At 57.9% G+C, this 16,301-nt stretch carries 13 protein-coding genes; 10 read left to right on the forward strand and 3 right to left on the reverse strand.

Features of this window, described 5'->3' with window-relative positions:
• Nucleotides 1-2 precede the first annotated feature (2 nt).
• Genes ABLU73_RS01595 through ABLU73_RS01605 form a run of 3 tightly spaced genes read left to right on the forward strand, consistent with a single transcriptional unit; the run spans nucleotide 3 to nucleotide 3,906 of the window.
• Complete coding sequence (locus ABLU73_RS01595; RefSeq protein WP_264923608.1) at nucleotides 3-767, forward strand: aspartate dehydrogenase; 765 nt, start codon at nucleotides 3-5, stop codon at nucleotides 765-767.
• Between the two features lie 15 nt (nucleotides 768-782).
• Nucleotides 783-2,252, forward strand: coding sequence for an aldehyde dehydrogenase (locus ABLU73_RS01600; protein ID WP_053809962.1), 1,470 nt, complete (start codon nucleotides 783-785; stop codon nucleotides 2,250-2,252).
• A 13-nt stretch (nucleotides 2,253-2,265) separates the two neighbouring features.
• The gene (locus tag ABLU73_RS01605; protein ID WP_348850024.1) at nucleotides 2,266-3,906 is read left to right on the forward strand and encodes a thiamine pyrophosphate-binding protein; all 1,641 of its coding nucleotides are present in this window, start codon (nucleotides 2,266-2,268) and stop codon (nucleotides 3,904-3,906) included.
• Between the two features lie 136 nt (nucleotides 3,907-4,042).
• Here ABLU73_RS01605 and ABLU73_RS01610 read toward each other — a convergent pair whose 3' ends face one another.
• Together ABLU73_RS01610 and ABLU73_RS01615 are read right to left on the reverse strand one after the other, a co-directional pair.
• Nucleotides 4,043-5,311: an OprD family outer membrane porin gene (locus ABLU73_RS01610; RefSeq protein WP_004205146.1), complete on the reverse strand. Its 1,269-nt coding sequence runs from the start codon at nucleotides 5,309-5,311 to the stop codon at nucleotides 4,043-4,045.
• 377 nt (nucleotides 5,312-5,688) lie between these two features.
• Complete coding sequence (locus tag ABLU73_RS01615; protein WP_017899781.1) at nucleotides 5,689-6,447, reverse strand: M48 family metallopeptidase; 759 nt, start codon at nucleotides 6,445-6,447, stop codon at nucleotides 5,689-5,691.
• A 280-nt stretch (nucleotides 6,448-6,727) separates the two neighbouring features.
• Between ABLU73_RS01615 and tkt the strand changes: the two genes are divergently transcribed.
• The 7 genes from tkt to ABLU73_RS01650 all read left to right on the forward strand — a co-directional run bounded on the left by tkt (nucleotide 6,728) and on the right by ABLU73_RS01650 (nucleotide 15,206).
• Nucleotides 6,728-8,719 (forward strand): transketolase, encoded by a 1,992-nt coding sequence (gene tkt, locus ABLU73_RS01620; protein WP_017899782.1) that lies wholly within the window; start codon nucleotides 6,728-6,730, stop codon nucleotides 8,717-8,719.
• A 386-nt stretch (nucleotides 8,720-9,105) separates the two neighbouring features.
• On the forward strand, nucleotides 9,106-10,134 hold the full coding sequence (gene epd / locus ABLU73_RS01625; protein ID WP_004205289.1) for an erythrose-4-phosphate dehydrogenase: 1,029 nt from the start codon (nucleotides 9,106-9,108) through the stop codon (nucleotides 10,132-10,134).
• A gap of 39 nt (nucleotides 10,135-10,173) precedes the next feature.
• The gene (pgk, locus tag ABLU73_RS01630; RefSeq protein ID WP_264923595.1) at nucleotides 10,174-11,337 is read left to right on the forward strand and encodes a phosphoglycerate kinase; all 1,164 of its coding nucleotides are present in this window, start codon (nucleotides 10,174-10,176) and stop codon (nucleotides 11,335-11,337) included.
• 97 nt (nucleotides 11,338-11,434) lie between these two features.
• Complete coding sequence (gene fbaA, locus ABLU73_RS01635; RefSeq protein ID WP_264923596.1) at nucleotides 11,435-12,514, forward strand: class II fructose-bisphosphate aldolase; 1,080 nt, start codon at nucleotides 11,435-11,437, stop codon at nucleotides 12,512-12,514.
• 190 nt (nucleotides 12,515-12,704) lie between these two features.
• Nucleotides 12,705-13,562: a small-conductance mechanosensitive channel MscS gene (locus ABLU73_RS01640; protein WP_017899785.1), complete on the forward strand. Its 858-nt coding sequence runs from the start codon at nucleotides 12,705-12,707 to the stop codon at nucleotides 13,560-13,562.
• 151 nt (nucleotides 13,563-13,713) lie between these two features.
• Nucleotides 13,714-14,349, forward strand: a complete 636-nt coding sequence (gene argO, locus ABLU73_RS01645; protein WP_004205294.1) for an arginine exporter ArgO — start codon at nucleotides 13,714-13,716, stop codon at nucleotides 14,347-14,349.
• 89 nt (nucleotides 14,350-14,438) lie between these two features.
• The gene (locus tag ABLU73_RS01650) at nucleotides 14,439-15,206 is read left to right on the forward strand and encodes an oxidative stress defense protein (RefSeq protein ID WP_004205295.1); all 768 of its coding nucleotides are present in this window, start codon (nucleotides 14,439-14,441) and stop codon (nucleotides 15,204-15,206) included.
• A 54-nt stretch (nucleotides 15,207-15,260) separates the two neighbouring features.
• Here the strand turns inward: ABLU73_RS01650 and argP are convergent, their stop codons facing one another.
• Nucleotides 15,261-16,154 carry a DNA-binding transcriptional regulator ArgP gene (gene argP, locus ABLU73_RS01655; RefSeq protein WP_002916497.1) on the reverse strand — a complete coding sequence of 298 codons (894 nt, stop codon included), beginning with the start codon at nucleotides 16,152-16,154 and terminating at the stop codon, nucleotides 15,261-15,263.
• Between the last annotated feature and the right edge of the window lie 147 nt (nucleotides 16,155-16,301).

Here is a 16,301-nt window from a genome sequence, read left to right on the forward strand (position 1 = left end):
TGATGAAAAAGGTCATGTTAATTGGCTATGGCGCGATGGCCCAGGCGGTGATTGAACGCCTGCCGCCGCAGGTGAGGGTGGAGTGGATCGTGGCGCGTGAATCGCATCACGCAGCGATCTGCCTGCAGTTTGGTCAAACGGTGACGCCGCTTACCGATCCGCTGCAATGCGGTGGGACGCCGGATCTGGTGCTGGAATGCGCCAGTCAGCAGGCGGTCGCGCAGTACGGCGAAGCGGTGCTGGCGCGCGGCTGGCATCTGGCGGTGATCTCGACCGGTGCGTTGGCGGACAGCGAACTGGAACAGCGTTTACGCCAGGCGGGTGGCAAGCTGACGCTGCTGGCTGGCGCGGTGGCCGGAATAGATGGCCTGGCGGCGGCGAAAGAGGGGGGGCTTGAACGAGTGACCTATCGGTCGCGTAAAAGCCCGGCCAGTTGGCGCGGTAGCTATGCTGAACAGCTTATCGACCTCAGCGCGGTCAATGAAGCGCAGATTTTCTTTGAGGGCAGCGCCCGCGAGGCGACCCGGTTATTCCCTGCGAATGCCAACGTGGCGGCAACCATCGCGCTGGGCGGTATCGGCCTTGACGCGACCCGGGTACAGCTGATGGTCGATCCGGCTACGCAACGCAACACCCATACGCTACACGCCGAAGGATTGTTCGGCGAGTTTCACCTGGAGCTGAGCGGCCTGCCGCTCGCCAGCAATCCGAAAACATCGACCCTCGCGGCACTGAGCGCGGTACGCGCCTGCCGTGAACTGGCATAACGCAGAGAGGCTGAGATGGACGAATTAGACATTTTTATCGGCGGCCAGTGGCGTCGCGGCGGCGGCAATTTGATGCACAGCCAGTTTCCGGCGGATGGCGCTATTAACGCGGCGCTGCATGCGGCAAGCCTCGATGATCTGCAGGAGGCGATCGACTGTGCCGACCGCGCCTGGCGGGAGCCAACGTGGCGGGCGATGCTGCCGCATCAGCGGGCGAAGATCCTGCATAAGGTCGCGGAACTGATAGAGGTGCAACTTGATGAGTTAAGCCAAAAGCAGAGCCGCGATAACGGTAAGCCGCTGGCTGAGGCGCGGGGACTGGTGATGAGCGCGGCGGGGACGGCGCGCTATTTTGCCGCCGCCTGTGAACTGCTGGAAGGCGAGCTGCCGACGCCGCGGCAGGCGGATCTATTGACCCTGAGCCGCTATGAGCCGCTGGGCGTGGTGGCGGCGATCACCCCGTGGAACTCGCCGATCGCCAGCGAAATGCAGAAGGTGGCCCCGGCGATCGCCGCCGGAAATGCGGTGATCCTCAAACCGGCGGAAGCCACGCCGCTGATGGCGCTGGAGCTGGCGAAGATCTTTGAGCAGGCCGGTTTACCCGCCGGACTGCTGAGCGTGCTGCCGGGTAAAGGATCGATTATCGGCGATGCGCTGGCCCGCCATCCTAAGGTGCGCAAAATTTCCTTTACCGGCGGCACCACCACCGGACGTCACCTGGCGCATGTGGCGGCGGAAAAACTGATCCCGGCGTCGCTGGAGCTGGGCGGCAAATCACCGACCATCGTGCTGGAAGATGCCGATATCGAACAGGCGGCGCGGGGCATCTGCTACGGCATTTTCAGCTCCGGCGGCCAGGCCTGTATTGCCGGCTCGCGGCTGTTTGTTCATGACAGAGTGTACCCGCAATTAATGGCCCGCCTGCTGGAGTTAACCCAAGGGCTGCGGGTTGGTCACCCGTTCAACGCTGGCACCCACGTCGGGCCGCTGATCAACGATAAACACCGCCAGAGCGTGCAGGAGTACGTCGAGCTGGCGAAACGCGAGGGCGGCAGGGTGCTATGCGGCGGCGAGATCCCGGCGGATCCGACGCTGGCGGCAGGCAGCTATTTCCTGCCGACCATCATTGAAGGGCTGAACAATCAGGCCCGCGTTTGCCAGGAAGAGATCTTCGGGCCGGTACTGGTGGCGATGCGTTTTCGCGATGAAGCGGCGTTAATCCGTGAGGCCAATGATTCGGTCTTTGGGCTGGCGGCGGGGATCTGGACGCGCGATACCGGCCGCGCGCTGCGTCTGAGCGAGCAGCTGGAAGCCGGTACGGTGTGGATCAACACCTACAAAGTTTTCTCCATTTCGACCCCGTTTGGGGGCTTTAAAGAGAGCGGTCTGGGCCGCGAAAAAGGGATCCAGGGGCTGAAGGCCTGGATGCAGCAAAAGAGCATTTATCTGGCGACGGGTAATAGCGTCAACCACTGGTGCGACTGAGAAAGGGTGAGCAATGAGCGAAATGATAACCGTCGGCGATGCCATCGCCAGAACGCTGGAGCAGTATCACGTTGAAGCCATTTATGGCGTCATTTCTATCCATAACCTGCCGATCGCCGATGCCGTCGGCCAGCGGGAAAAAATTCGCTTTATTCCGGCGCGAGGTGAAGCGGGCTCGGTGATCATGGCTGACGCCCACGGCCGTTTTTCCGGGCTCGGCGTGGCGCTGACCAGTACCGGCGCGGGGGCGGGCAATGCGGTCGGCGCGCTGGTTGAGGCGATGAACGCCGGTACGCCGCTGCTGCACCTGACCGGACAGGTCGAAAAAGCCTGGCTGGACGCCGACACCGGTTTTATTCACGAAACCCGCGATCAGTTGACCTTTCTGAAAGCCAGTTCGAAGCGCGCTTACCGCATTAGCAACGCCAACCAGGCGGTGGCTATCCTGCATAAGGCGATTCAGGAGGCGCAGACGCCGCCGTGCGGCCCGGTCTCGGTGGAGATCCCAATCGACATTCAGAGCGCCAAAATTCCGCCTTCACTGCTGACCGCGCCGCTGAAACGCGCTCCGGCGGTTGAGCCGGAACCGGCGATGGTCGATGCGCTGTGGGCACAGCTTAAGCAGGCGAAGCGGCCCTTGCTGTGGCTTGGCGGCGGCGCGTTAGAGAGCGGCGAGGCGGTGAAGACGCTGGCGGATGCCGGGGTGACGGTGATTTCCAGTACCCACGGCCGCGGCATTCTGTCGGACAGCCATCGCGCCAGCCTGCGCGCGTTTCATAATTCTCCCTCGGTAGAAGCGCTGATTTCACAATGTGATTTCACACTTGTGGCCGGTTCCCGGCTGCGCAGCAACGAAACGCGCTCGTGGACGCTGGAACTGCCCACGCCGAGGGTGCAGATTGATATCGACCCGGCGGCGGCCAGCCGTAACTACCTGATGGACAACACGCTGGTGGCGGACTGCCGCGCTTTATTAGACGCGCTGGCGAAGCGGGTGCAGGGCCGGATATGGGGCGATGCGCGTTGGGATAGCCAACTTAAAGAGGCGGTAGAGGCGGCGGAGCAGGGGCTGCGCGACCAGTGCGGCGCTTACGCTAAATTGAATGACGCGATTGCGCAGGCGCTGCCCGATGACGGCATTCTGGTGCGCGATATTACCGTTTCCGGCAGCCTGTGGGGCAGCCGTCTGTTCCGCGCTCACGGTCCGCTGATGAATATCCATTCTCTGGCCGGAGCCATCGGTATGGGGCTGCCGATGGCGGTGGGCACCGCGATTGCCAATCCGCAACGGAAAGTGGTCGGCCTGGTCGGCGACGGCGGCCTGAGCCTCAACCTTGGCGAACTGGCGACCCTGGCGCAGGAGAAGGCCAACGTGACGCTGTTGATTATGAACGATGGCGGCTACGGCGTGATGCGTGGTATTCAGGATAAGTACTTTGGCGGTCGCCAGTATTACAACGAGCTGCACACGCCAGACTTTACCCTGCTGGCGCAGGCGATGGGTCTGCAGGCGTGGAGCGTGGATCGGGCTGAGGATTTTCAGGCGGTGATGACCGAGGCGCTGGCGATGCCGGGGCCATCGGTGGTGGAAGTGAAGATGGGCCAGATTGGCGCGCTGCGCTTTGCCGGCCCGCCGCAGAAGACGCTGTATTAATGATAACCCAGTGACCCCAACCCTCTCCCTTCCGGGGAGAGGGTACCGTACGGCACAGGGGGTTAATCAAGGCGCCGGACGGTTGCTCCTGCGCGCCGGGAGAGGGCCGACCCGCAGGAGAGGGTTCATGACGTGCTTAAAACACGTTAAACGGATATTCGACGTAGAACCGCACTTCATTGCCGCTGACGTTATAGTCGCTGGCGTTGCTGGAAACCCGCAGTACCGAATACCGGAGTCTGAATTTCAAATCTTTCGCCGCCCCGTTTTGCACCTGGTATTGAACCTGATTGAACCATTCGTGTTCTTTGCCGTTGCTGGTCTCTGACGTTTTAATGTTATCCCCGCGCACGTAGGCGGTGGTCCAGGTCAGCCCCGGTAGCCCCAGCCCGGCAAAATCCAGTCCGTACGATGCCTGCCAGGAACGTTCATCTTCCCCGTTAAAATCAGACCAGTAGGAGTTGGCCAGCCAGATGGTGTTCCCGCCATCGCCGACGCCGCCCTGGTTCTGGTAGCCGCCATAGTGGTAGCCGGTGCTGCCGCTGCTTTGCTGGTAAGCGACTTTAAAGGTATGAATATCCCAGATATAGCTGGCGGCCAGACTCCAGATGTTGTTACTGCGTCCGGTGTCATTGGCATCGGCATATTCTTGATCCAGACGTGAGTGATAGCCGTTGAAATCGAGAATCAGCTGCTGGCTGGCGGCGAACGGCTGCTTAAAGTTGAGGCCAAGATACTGTTTGTTCAGCACATCTTCGACATGCGACGCGTACAGCGCGCCGCTGAGCTGGTCGTTGAACCGGTAGCTTGCCCCGCCGAAGGTGAGGCTTTTCAGACCGCTGTTGTGGCTGTCGTCGCTTTTACGCTGCTGATCGGTCAGGTAGCCGGCGTTAATGTCCAGACCGTCGATTTCGCGTGAGGTCAGCATGGTGCCGGTATAGCTCTCGTAGAGCAGGCGCGAGTCGTCGGCGTAGACGATGGGCAGCATTGGGCGCTGGCTGCCGTAGCTGAGCACGGTATTCGAAAAGCGCATTTTGCCGGTGGCGCCGAATTTCGCGAGGTCGGATTTTGCCCGGCCGTCGTCATCCTGGGCGAAAAAGTCGATGCCGCCCGCGCCGCTACGGCCGCGGCCGCCGTCGAGACGCACGGCGTACTGGGCGATGCCGTCCACGCCGAAGCCGACCGGCCCCTGGGTAAAGCCGGATGCGAAGGTGGCGATAATTCCCTGGCCCCATTCGGCTTTATCCGGCAGCCCATCGCGATAATCGCGTTTGATATAAGCGTTACGTAAAAAGAGATCCAGATGACTGTCGTCAATAAAGCCCTGGCTGGTCGATTGTTGGCTGGCGAAAGCCGGTGCGGCGGCAATAATGCCAAGTGCGATGAATGGTAATTCTTTTTTCACTGAGGGCACTTCTCTGTCTGTCGATATATTCAAGGGAATCACTGCAATCGCGATATTCTCCTGAAATAATGTCGAAAGCAATCATTGTGTGAGCAATGGTATCGGCAGGAAACAAGCGGTGTGGCGCGCGCTGGCTGCGTTTGGCGAAGAGGGGTGGACTATTTAATATTTGGTCGAACCCGGTTCTGAAAGGCGGATTGCGTACGCCGTTTTTCATTTGCCAAATAATATATTGCTGAGTAACAGCATATAAAATAATTGGCTGCGACGAGGTGCAATCATAATTAACGGTTTGTGCGCTTAAATTATCAATTGATGCGGCTAAATATTTTTACTGGTAGATAAAAAAGGGAGGCAGACATGCCTCCCGCTGGCGGTTATTTAATCCCGTCGGCCTTCATGCGATCGCGAATATGCTGCGCGCGGGCTTCCGATGCCGGGTGATCGTCAAACATGGAGCTCTGACGGCCGGCTTCCAGCTTGGCCAGTTTTTCGAAGCTGGTGGCCAGTCCCGATGGATTGATGCCGCGCTTACGCAGCAGATCGTAAGAGTAGTCGTCCGCTTCCGATTCCTGGCGCTGGGAGAACTGCGAGTTCACCAGTTTTTCACCCAGATCGCCGAGCTGCGACTGGGACAGGCTGCCGACGATGCCGCCCGCGGAGGCCGCCGCCGCGCGCACAGCGTTGGTGCCCAGGGCAACCTGCATCCCTTTCTTCACGTGGCCCAGCGCGACGTGGCCCATTTCGTGGCCGATCACCGCCTCGACTTCATTATCGTTCATCAGATCCATCAGCCCGCTGTAGACGCGGATGCAGCCGTTGGCCATGGCGAAGGCGTTGACATCCTTGGTCTCATAGACCTTGTAGTTCACGGGCTGACCATTGATGTTATCGCCCAGCGCAGCCGCGATTTTGTTCAGCCGCTGGCTGTATTCACTGCTGGCCGGGGCGATTTTCGCTTTGGCGTCCATCTCTTTACAGGCCTGGTCGCTTAAGGTTTTCACCTGCGCGTCGCTGAGGGAGTATGCCTGGAAGGCTTCGGCCCCTGAGCTGAGCAGACCGTTGGAGTCCATGTTCTGACATCCGGTGAGCGTTGCTGCGATCCCAAGAGCAAGTACGGTTGAGCGAATTTTCATTTTTTTATCTTCCACAATCTTATGGTTGTTTATCCGACAATACGGCGACGGCAGGGAACCGTATTCTGCGTAAATTATAAAGAGTATCGCAGGATACGGGCGAGCGGATTCCGGCGTAGCACAACCTGTTCCAGAGATTTCTTAAAGGGCAAAAGGATGCTCCATGTACATGACTTGTCGCTTGGGTTACATTGTTCACACTTTTTTCCGGCGTAGCCCAAAACGCGCTCTCGTCAAGTCGTTAAGGGCATGGCCTTCAACAGTCCGAACTGGAGTCAAAATGTCCTCACGTAAAGAGCTTGCTAACGCTATTCGTGCGCTGAGCATGGACGCTGTACAGAAAGCCAAATCCGGCCACCCGGGTGCCCCGATGGGTATGGCTGACATTGCCGAAGTGCTGTGGCGTGATTTCCTGAACCATAACCCGAACAATCCGGCCTGGGCTGACCGTGACCGTTTTGTACTGTCCAATGGCCATGGTTCGATGCTGATTTACAGCCTGCTGCACCTCACTGGCTACGATCTGCCGATTGAAGAGCTGAAAAACTTCCGCCAGCTGCACTCTAAAACGCCGGGCCACCCGGAAGTCGGCTACACCGCGGGCGTGGAAACCACTACCGGTCCGCTGGGCCAGGGTATCGCTAACGCGGTCGGGATGGCTATCGCCGAGAAAACTCTGGCGGCGCAGTTCAACCGTCCGGGGCACGACATCGTCGACCACTACACCTACGCTTTCATGGGCGATGGCTGCATGATGGAAGGCATTTCTCACGAAGTGTGCTCCCTGGCCGGTACCCTGAAGCTGGGCAAACTGGTGGCCTTCTATGATGACAACGGCATCTCCATCGACGGCCACGTTGAAGGCTGGTTCACCGACGATACCGCCAAACGCTTTGAAGCCTACGGCTGGCACGTGGTGCGCGGCGTTGACGGTCACGACGCTGACGCCATCAAACGCGCGGTAGAAGAAGCGCGCGCGGTTACCGACAAACCGTCCCTGCTGATGTGCAAAACCATCATCGGTTTCGGTTCGCCGAACAAAGCCGGTACCCACGACTCCCACGGCGCGCCGCTGGGCGACGCCGAAATCGCCCTGACCCGCGAAGCGCTGGGCTGGAAACACGCGCCGTTTGACATCCCGTCTGACATCTATGCGCAGTGGGATGCCAAAGAAGCTGGCCAGGCGAAAGAAGCGGCCTGGAATGAGAAGTTCGCTGCCTACGCCAAAGCTTTCCCGCAGGAAGCCGCCGAATTCACCCGTCGTATGAAAGGCGAGATGCCGTCTGACTTCGACGCGAAAGCCAACGAGTTCATCGCGAAGCTGCAGGCCAACCCGGCGAAAATCGCCAGCCGTAAAGCCTCTCAGAACGCCATCGAAGCGTTCGGTCCGCTGCTGCCGGAATTCCTCGGCGGCTCCGCTGACCTGGCGCCGTCCAACCTGACCCTGTGGTCTGGTTCTAAGCCGATCAACGAAGATACTGCCGGTAACTACATTCACTACGGCGTGCGTGAGTTCGGTATGACCGCTATCGCCAACGGTATCGCGCTGCACGGCGGTTTCCTGCCGTACACCTCCACCTTCCTGATGTTCGTGGAATATGCGCGTAACGCGGTACGTATGGCGGCGCTGATGAAGCAGCGTCAGGTGATGGTCTACACCCATGACTCCATCGGTCTGGGCGAAGATGGCCCGACTCACCAGCCGGTAGAGCAGGTGGCTTCCCTGCGTGTGACCCCGAACATGTCCACCTGGCGTCCGTGTGACCAGGTGGAATCCGCGATTGCGTGGAAATATGGCGTTGAGCGTCAGGACGGCCCGACCGCGCTGATCCTGTCCCGTCAGAACCTGGCGCAGCAGGAGCGTACCGCAGAGCAGCTGGCGAACGTGGCCCGCGGCGGTTACGTGCTGAAAGATTGCGCCGGCCAGCCGGAGCTGATCTTCATCGCCACCGGTTCTGAAGTTGAGCTGGCGGTTGCCGCGTGGGACAAACTGACCGCCGAAGGCGTGAAGGCGCGCGTGGTCTCCATGCCGTCCACCGACGCGTTCGACAAGCAGGATGCGGCTTATCGTGAATCCGTACTGCCGAAAGCCGTGACCGCGCGCGTTGCCGTGGAAGCGGGTATCGCTGACTACTGGTTCAAATATGTTGGCCTGAACGGCGCTATCGTTGGCATGACCACCTTCGGTGAGTCTGCGCCGGCTGAGCAGCTGTTCGAAGAGTTCGGCTTCACCGTCGACAATGTGGTCGCTAAAGCGAAAGCGCTGCTGTAATCGCTGGTACGGTGCGGGCTAATGCCCTCACCCCAACCCTCTCCCACAGGAGAGGGGGCAAGCACCAAAAACGGTAACCCAAGGGTTACCGTTTTTGCTTTTACCTCGTCACCCGGCTTTTTTGTATCTGCTATTCCTGAACCATGTAATACGGTTGTAAATTATTCCAGCAAAAATGTGATGTGAGTCATATAGCTGGTTTATTGCGCTGGACAAACATTCCTTTTATTCCTCGTTTGGCTTATTCTAGCTGAAGCGTTTCAGTCGTTTAAATGTTCGACAATTAATCAATCAGTCGCAGTTTGCAGCTGGTAAGGTTTCCCTCAGAGCGTAGCTGGATTACTCTGTCAGCCACCTCATCACAGGGACAGCCTTGCAGGAGATCTATGACCATTCGCATCGCGATTAATGGCTTCGGTCGTATTGGACGCAATGTGGTTCGTGCGCTATATGAATCCGGGCGCCGTGCGGAAATCACCGTGGTGGCAATCAATGAGCTGGCGGATGCTGCGGGCATCGCGCATTTGTTGAAATATGACACCAGCCATGGCCGTTTCGCCTGGGATGTTCGTCAGGAGCGCGAGCAGCTGTTTGTTGGCGATGATGCCATCCGTCTGCTGCACGAGCCGACCATTGCGGCGCTGCCCTGGCGCGAGCTGGCGGTAGACGTGGTGCTCGACTGCACCGGCGTTTACGGAAGCCGTGAGCACGGTGAGGCGCACCTGCAGGCGGGGGCGAAGAAAGTGCTCTTCTCCCATCCCGGCGGCAACGACCTCGACGCGACGGTGGTGTATGGCGTCAATCAGGATGAACTCCGCGCCGAGCACCGTATTGTCTCCAACGCCTCCTGTACCACCAACTGCATTATTCCGATCATTAAACTGTTAGATGATGCCTATGGCATCGAGTCCGGCACCGTCACCACCATTCACTCGGCGATGCATGACCAGCAGGTGATTGACGCCTATCATCCGGATCTCCGGCGTACCCGCGCGGCCAGCCAGTCGATCATTCCGGTGGATACCAAACTGGCGGCAGGGATAACCCGTATTTTCCCGCAGTTTAACGACCGTTTTGAAGCGATTGCCGTGCGGGTGCCGACGATAAACGTGACGGCAATTGACCTGAGCGTGACGGTTAAAAAACCGGTAAAAGCATGTGAAGTCAACCAGTTGCTGCAAAAAGCAGCACAAGGTGCATTTCATGGTATAGTTGACTATACGGAATTACCGTTGGTCTCGACAGATTTTAACCACGATCCGCACAGTGCTATTGTTGATGGCACGCAAACCCGGGTCAGTGGCGCGCATCTGATCAAAACGCTGGTCTGGTGCGATAACGAATGGGGCTTTGCTAACCGAATGCTCGACACGACGTTAGCGATGGCGGCTATTGGTTTCAGGTTCGACGCGTAAACGTCGACAAAACTTTATGAATCAACGAGAGGATTCACCATGTCTGTAATTAAGATGACCGATCTGGATCTGGCTGGTAAACGCGTTTTTATCCGTGCGGATCTGAACGTACCAGTTAAAGACGGGAAAGTAACCAGCGACGCGCGTATCCGTGCATCTCTGCCGACCATCGAACTGGCGCTGAAGCAGGGCGCGAAAGTGATGGTAACCTCCCACCTGGGTCGTCCGACCGAAGGCGAGTACAACGAAGAATTCTCTCTGCTGCCGGTTGTTAATTACCTGAAAGACAAACTGTCCAACCCGGTACGTCTGGTTAAAGACTACCTGGACGGCATTGAAGTGGCTGCCGGCGAGCTGGTGGTGCTGGAAAACGTTCGCTTTAACAAAGGCGAGAAAAAAGACGACGAAGCGCTGTCTAAAAAATACGCCGCGCTGTGCGACGTGTTCGTGATGGACGCCTTCGGTACCGCGCACCGCGCGCAGGCTTCCACCCACGGTATCGGCAAATTTGCTGACGTGGCGTGCGCAGGCCCGCTGCTGGCCGCTGAACTGGATGCGCTGGGTAAAGCGCTGAAAGAGCCGGCTCGTCCGATGGTCGCTATCGTCGGTGGTTCTAAAGTATCCACTAAGCTGACCGTGCTGGATTCCCTGTCTAAAATCGCTGACCAGCTGATCGTCGGCGGCGGTATCGCTAACACCTTCGTTGCCGCCCAGGGCCACAACGTCGGCAAATCCCTGTACGAAGCGGACCTGGTTGATGAAGCCAAGCGCCTGCTGAGCACCTGCGATATCCCGGTTCCGACTGACGTTCGCGTCGCGACCGAGTTCTCCGAAACCGCAACGGCGACTCTGAAATCTGTTAACGACATCAAAGATGATGAGCAGATTCTGGACCTTGGCGACGTTTCCGCACAGAAACTGGCTGAAATTCTGAAGAACGCCAAAACCATTCTGTGGAACGGCCCGGTTGGCGTATTCGAATTCCCGAACTTCCGTAAAGGGACTGAAATCGTGGCTAACGCTATCGCGGACAGCGAAGGTTTCTCCATCGCCGGCGGCGGTGACACCCTGGCAGCGATCGACCTGTTCGGTATCGCTGACAAAATTTCCTACATCTCCACTGGCGGCGGCGCGTTCCTTGAATTCGTCGAAGGCAAAGTCCTGCCGGCAGTAGCGATGCTCGAAGAGCGCGCTAAGCAGTAATTCAGTTCAGGCGGGGAAACCCGCCTGTTTTTCAGCGCGCTTAAGGGCTCGCGAACCTTCTTCAACGGTCGAAGATACAGATACAGGACTAAGTAACATGTCTAAAATTTTTGATTTCGTAAAACCGGGCGTCATCACTGGCGACGACGTTCAGAAAGTGTTCCAGGTAGCGAAAGAAAACAACTTTGCACTGCCGGCGGTAAACTGCGTAGGGACTGACTCCATCAACGCCGTTCTGGAAGCTGCTGCGAAAGTACGCTCTCCGGTTATCGTTCAGTTCTCTAACGGCGGCGCAGCGTTCATCGCAGGTAAAGGCGTGAAAACTGACGTTCCTCAGGGTGCTGCTATCCTCGGCGCTATCTCTGGCGCGCACCACGTGCACCAGATGGCTGAGCACTACGGCGTGCCGGTTATCCTGCACACTGACCACTGCGCGAAGAAACTGCTGCCGTGGATCGACGGCCTGCTGGAGGCGGGTGAAAAACACTTCGCCGCTACCGGCAAACCGCTGTTCTCTTCTCACATGATCGACCTGTCTGAAGAGTCCCTGCACGAAAACATCGAAATCTGCTCTAAATACCTGGCGCGCATGGCCAAAATGGACATGACCCTGGAAATCGAACTGGGTTGCACCGGTGGCGAAGAAGACGGCGTGGACAACAGCCACATGGACGCTTCCGCCCTGTACACCCAGCCGGAAGACGTGGATTACGCGTACACCGAGCTGAGCAAAATCAGCCCGCGCTTCACCATCGCCGCTTCCTTCGGTAACGTACACGGCGTGTACAAACCGGGTAACGTCGTTCTGACCCCGACTATCCTGCGCGATTCTCAGGAATATGTTTCCAAGAAACACAACCTGCCGCACAACAGCCTGAACTTCGTCTTCCACGGCGGTTCCGGTTCTTCCGCTCAGGAAATCAAAGACTCCGTCAGCTACGGCGTAGTGAAAATGAACATCGATACCGACACTCAGTGGGCAACCTGGGACGGTATCCTGCAGTACTACAAAGCGAACGAAGCTTACCTGCAGGGCCAGCTGGGCAACCCGAAAGGCGAAGACCAGCCGAACAAGAAATACTACGACCCGCGCGTATGGCTGCGTGCTGCACAGACTTCCATGGTGACTCGTCTGGAGCAGGCATTTAAAGAGCTGAACGCGATCGACGTTCTGTAAGAAAAATCTGTTTCTTACCCCGAAGCCCGCAGCAATGCGGGCTTTTTTATTATCTTAACAACAGGATAGCTCAGCAGAAAACTGTGATCCATTTGGCAAAACGTGCACTTATTGTTTACCCTATAACCTGACTGCCCTGTCGCAGGCTGAGTTATTTACTTCCCCCTGGGGGATTCATAAGGAATGTTAAATGGAAGATTTGAACGTTGTCGATAGCATCAACCACGCCGGGACGTGGCTGGCACGCAACCAGGAGCTGCTGCTGAGCTATGCCGTCAACATCGTCGCGGCTATCGCTATCCTGATCGTCGGGATGATCGTGGCGCGCGTCGTCTCTAATACCGTCAACCGCCTGATGCTGGCGCGTAAAATTGACGCCACCGTTGCCGATTTCCTCTCCGCGCTGGTGCGCTATGCGGTTATCGCCTTTACGCTGATTGCCGCCCTGGGACGCGTGGGCGTGCAGACCGCCTCGGTCATTGCGGTGCTGGGCGCCGCGGGTTTAGCCGTCGGTCTGGCGCTGCAGGGATCACTGTCTAACCTCGCGGCTGGCGTACTGCTGGTGATGTTCCGCCCTTTCCGCGCCGGCGAGTATGTCGACCTTGGTGGTGTAGCGGGTACGGTGCTTAACGTACAGATTTTCTCCACTACCCTGCGTACCGCCGACGGTAAAGTGGTGGTGGTGCCGAACGGCAAAATCATCGCCGGCAACATCATTAACTTCTCCCGTGAACCGGCGCGCCGCAATGAGTTTATTATCGGCGTCTCTTACGATGCCGATATCGACAAGGTGAAGCAGCTCCTGACCTCGATTATCGAATCTGACGATCGTATTCTGCGCGATCGGGAAATGACGGTTCGCCTGAACGAACTCGGCGCCTCGTCGGTGAACTTTGTGGTGCGCGTCTGGAGCAAAAGCAGCGATCTGCAAAACGTCTACTGGGATATCCTCGAGCGCATCAAGCGTGAATTTGACGCCAACGGCATCAGCTTCCCTTATCCGCAGATGGATGTTCATGTGGTGCGTCTGCCGGAAAAAGCCGAGTAAACCGCCACTCAGTGACTCAGGCCGGCGATGCCGGCCTTTTTAAATGGCTCATCATTAGCTTTGCTTATTAATGATTAATACTTTCAATTTCCGCTAATAATTTATTCGCGTTATAGTCAGCGCCACTCTCGAACACAGCGGAAAAATCCTCATGTTTACCTATTACTTTCAGGGCCTTGCCCTGGGAGCGGCAATGATTTTGCCGCTTGGCCCCCAAAATGCTTTCGTGATGAACCAGGGGATCCGTCGTCAGTATCACCTGATGATTGCCTTGCTGTGCGCCGTCAGCGACTTGCTGCTGATCTGCGCCGGCATTTTTGGCGGCAGCGCGCTGCTGATGCAGTCCCCTTGGCTACTGGCGCTCGTGACCTGGGGCGGCGTGGCCTTTTTACTGTGGTACGGCTTTGGCGCATTGAAAACAGCGTTCAGCCAGAATCTTGAGCTCGCCAGCGCCGAGGTGATGCAGCAGGGGCGCTGGAAAATCATTATCACTATGCTGGCGGTCACCTGGCTGAATCCGCACGTTTATCTGGATACCTTTGTGGTGTTGGGCAGCCTGGGAGGCCAGCTGGCGATGGAGCCGAAGCGCTGGTTTGCGCTGGGAACCATTAGCGCCTCTTTCCTGTGGTTCTTTGGTCTGGCGCTGTTGGCCGCATGGCTGGCGCCGCGGCTGCGTACCGCCAGAGCCCAGCGGATCATCAACATTGTGGTCGGCGCCGTCATGTGGTTTATTGCGTTTCAGCTGGCAAAAGAGGGCGTCGGCCATATCCAGGCGTTGCTCAACTAAGCGTTGTCCGATGGACTTTCCCGCTGTACGCGCTAAGCTTGCTGGCATGCGTCCCGTAAGGGCGATTTAAGTAACATGGAGAAACGACAGTGAAGTTAAAAGTCTTAGCCCTGGCGGCAACACTCGGATTTAGCACGATGGCGGCACAGGCCAGCGAATTGCCGGACGGTCCGCATATTGTGACTTCAGGCACAGCAAGCGTTGCTGCGGTTCCGGATATCGCCACCCTGGCGATCGAAGTGAACGTGGCGGCAAAAGATGCCGCATCGGCAAAAAAACAGGCTGACGATCGCGTTGCGCAATACCTCTCTTTCCTCGAAAAGAGCGGCATTGCGAAAAAAGACATCAACTCGGCGAATCTGCGCACCCAACCTGATTACGACTATCAGAACGGGAAAAGCATTCTGAAAGGCTACCGCGCGGTGCGCACTGTCGAAGTGACCTTGCGCCAGCTGGATAAACTCAACGGTCTGCTGGACGGCGCCCTGAAAGCCGGTCTGAACGAAATTCGCTCCGTCTCGCTGGGCGTTGCGCAACCGGACGCCTACAAAGATAAAGCGCGTAAAGCGGCGATCGACGACGCCGTGCATCAGGCGCAGGAGCTGGCCGCAGGTTTCCACAGCAAGCTGGGTCCGGTGTACAGCGTGCGCTACCACGTCTCTAATTATCAGCCGAGCCCGATGGTTCGCATGATGAAGGCCGCTGACGCTGCGCCGGTTTCCGCCCAGGAAACCTACGAGCAGGCCACCATCCAGTTTGACGACCAGGTCGACGTCGTGTTTGAACTGCAGCCGGCGCAGGCCGCGGCCCCGGCCACGCCGGCGAAACCGGCTGAAGCGCCGAAACCGGCCCAGTAAGCGATAGAAACAAAAAAGCCACTTCAGCGAAGTGGCTTTTTTTATGCCCGCGGCTTAATCCTGACGCAGCACCTTGTGGCCGTAATCGATGAGCGCATCGGTCACCCGGCGCATCATGCGGCTTTCCGGGGCAAAGCGGTGCCAGTAAAGCATACGGCGCTGAAACAGGCCGGGAGTGAGGTCGATAAGCTCGCCGCTGTTGAGCTCTTTTTCGATCTGCAGATGGGGGATCATGCAGCAGGTGGTGCCCTGGCGCGCCAGCTGGACGAAGGCTTCCGACGAGTTGACGATATGGCAGGGGACGCTACCCGGCGGCAGGTCGAAGTTTTGCTGCAGAAATGCCTGATGCATATCATCCAGATGATCGAAAGCGACGACCGGCGCTTTCAGCAGCGCCGAGCGCGTTACGCCGTTGGGGAAATAGCGTTGCGCAAACTCTTTTGAGGCGACAAACAGGTAATCGAGCGCGCCGAGCTGATCCACCAGGCAGCTTGGCAGCGCCTGCGGCTGGATACTTACCGCGCCGACCACTTCGCCACGGCGCAGGCGTTCCTGGGTGCGGGTTTCATCTTCCACCTGCAGGTTGAGACGAATAGGGGAGTCCGACAGCACATTAGCCAGCGCCGGCAGCAGCCAGGTCGCCAGACTGTCGGCGTTCACCGCCAGCGACAGCAGCAGCGGCGTGGAGCCAGTCTGCTCGTCGCCCAGCCACTCCTCTTCGAGCAGTTCAACCTGGCGCAATAGCGCCAGCAATTTTTGCCCTTGCTCGGTTGGGCGCGGCGGCACGGTACGTACCAGCAGCGGCTGGCCGAACATATTTTCCAGTTGCTTAATACGCTGTGAGACGGCGGACTGGGTAATACATAGCTTCTGCGCGGCGCGCTCAAATCCTCGTTCTCTAATCACCGCGTCCAGCGCTTGTAGTGTCCTGTAGTCCGGTCGTTTCATTATTCTGGCGTGCCCCCATAACTAATCGTTATCTCGCACTATGACATAAATTTTTATTTGATACAGACGAAATTGGTCTGCTCTGTTGTGTGATCTGCATCGCAGGGACATTTCCACTGTCGATGTTCTATAATGCGCCACAGGCAT

The sequence above is a fragment of the Klebsiella sp. GG_Kp175 genome, from assembly GCF_040062325.1.
GTDB classification, from domain to species: Bacteria; Pseudomonadota; Gammaproteobacteria; order Enterobacterales; family Enterobacteriaceae; genus Klebsiella; species Klebsiella quasipneumoniae.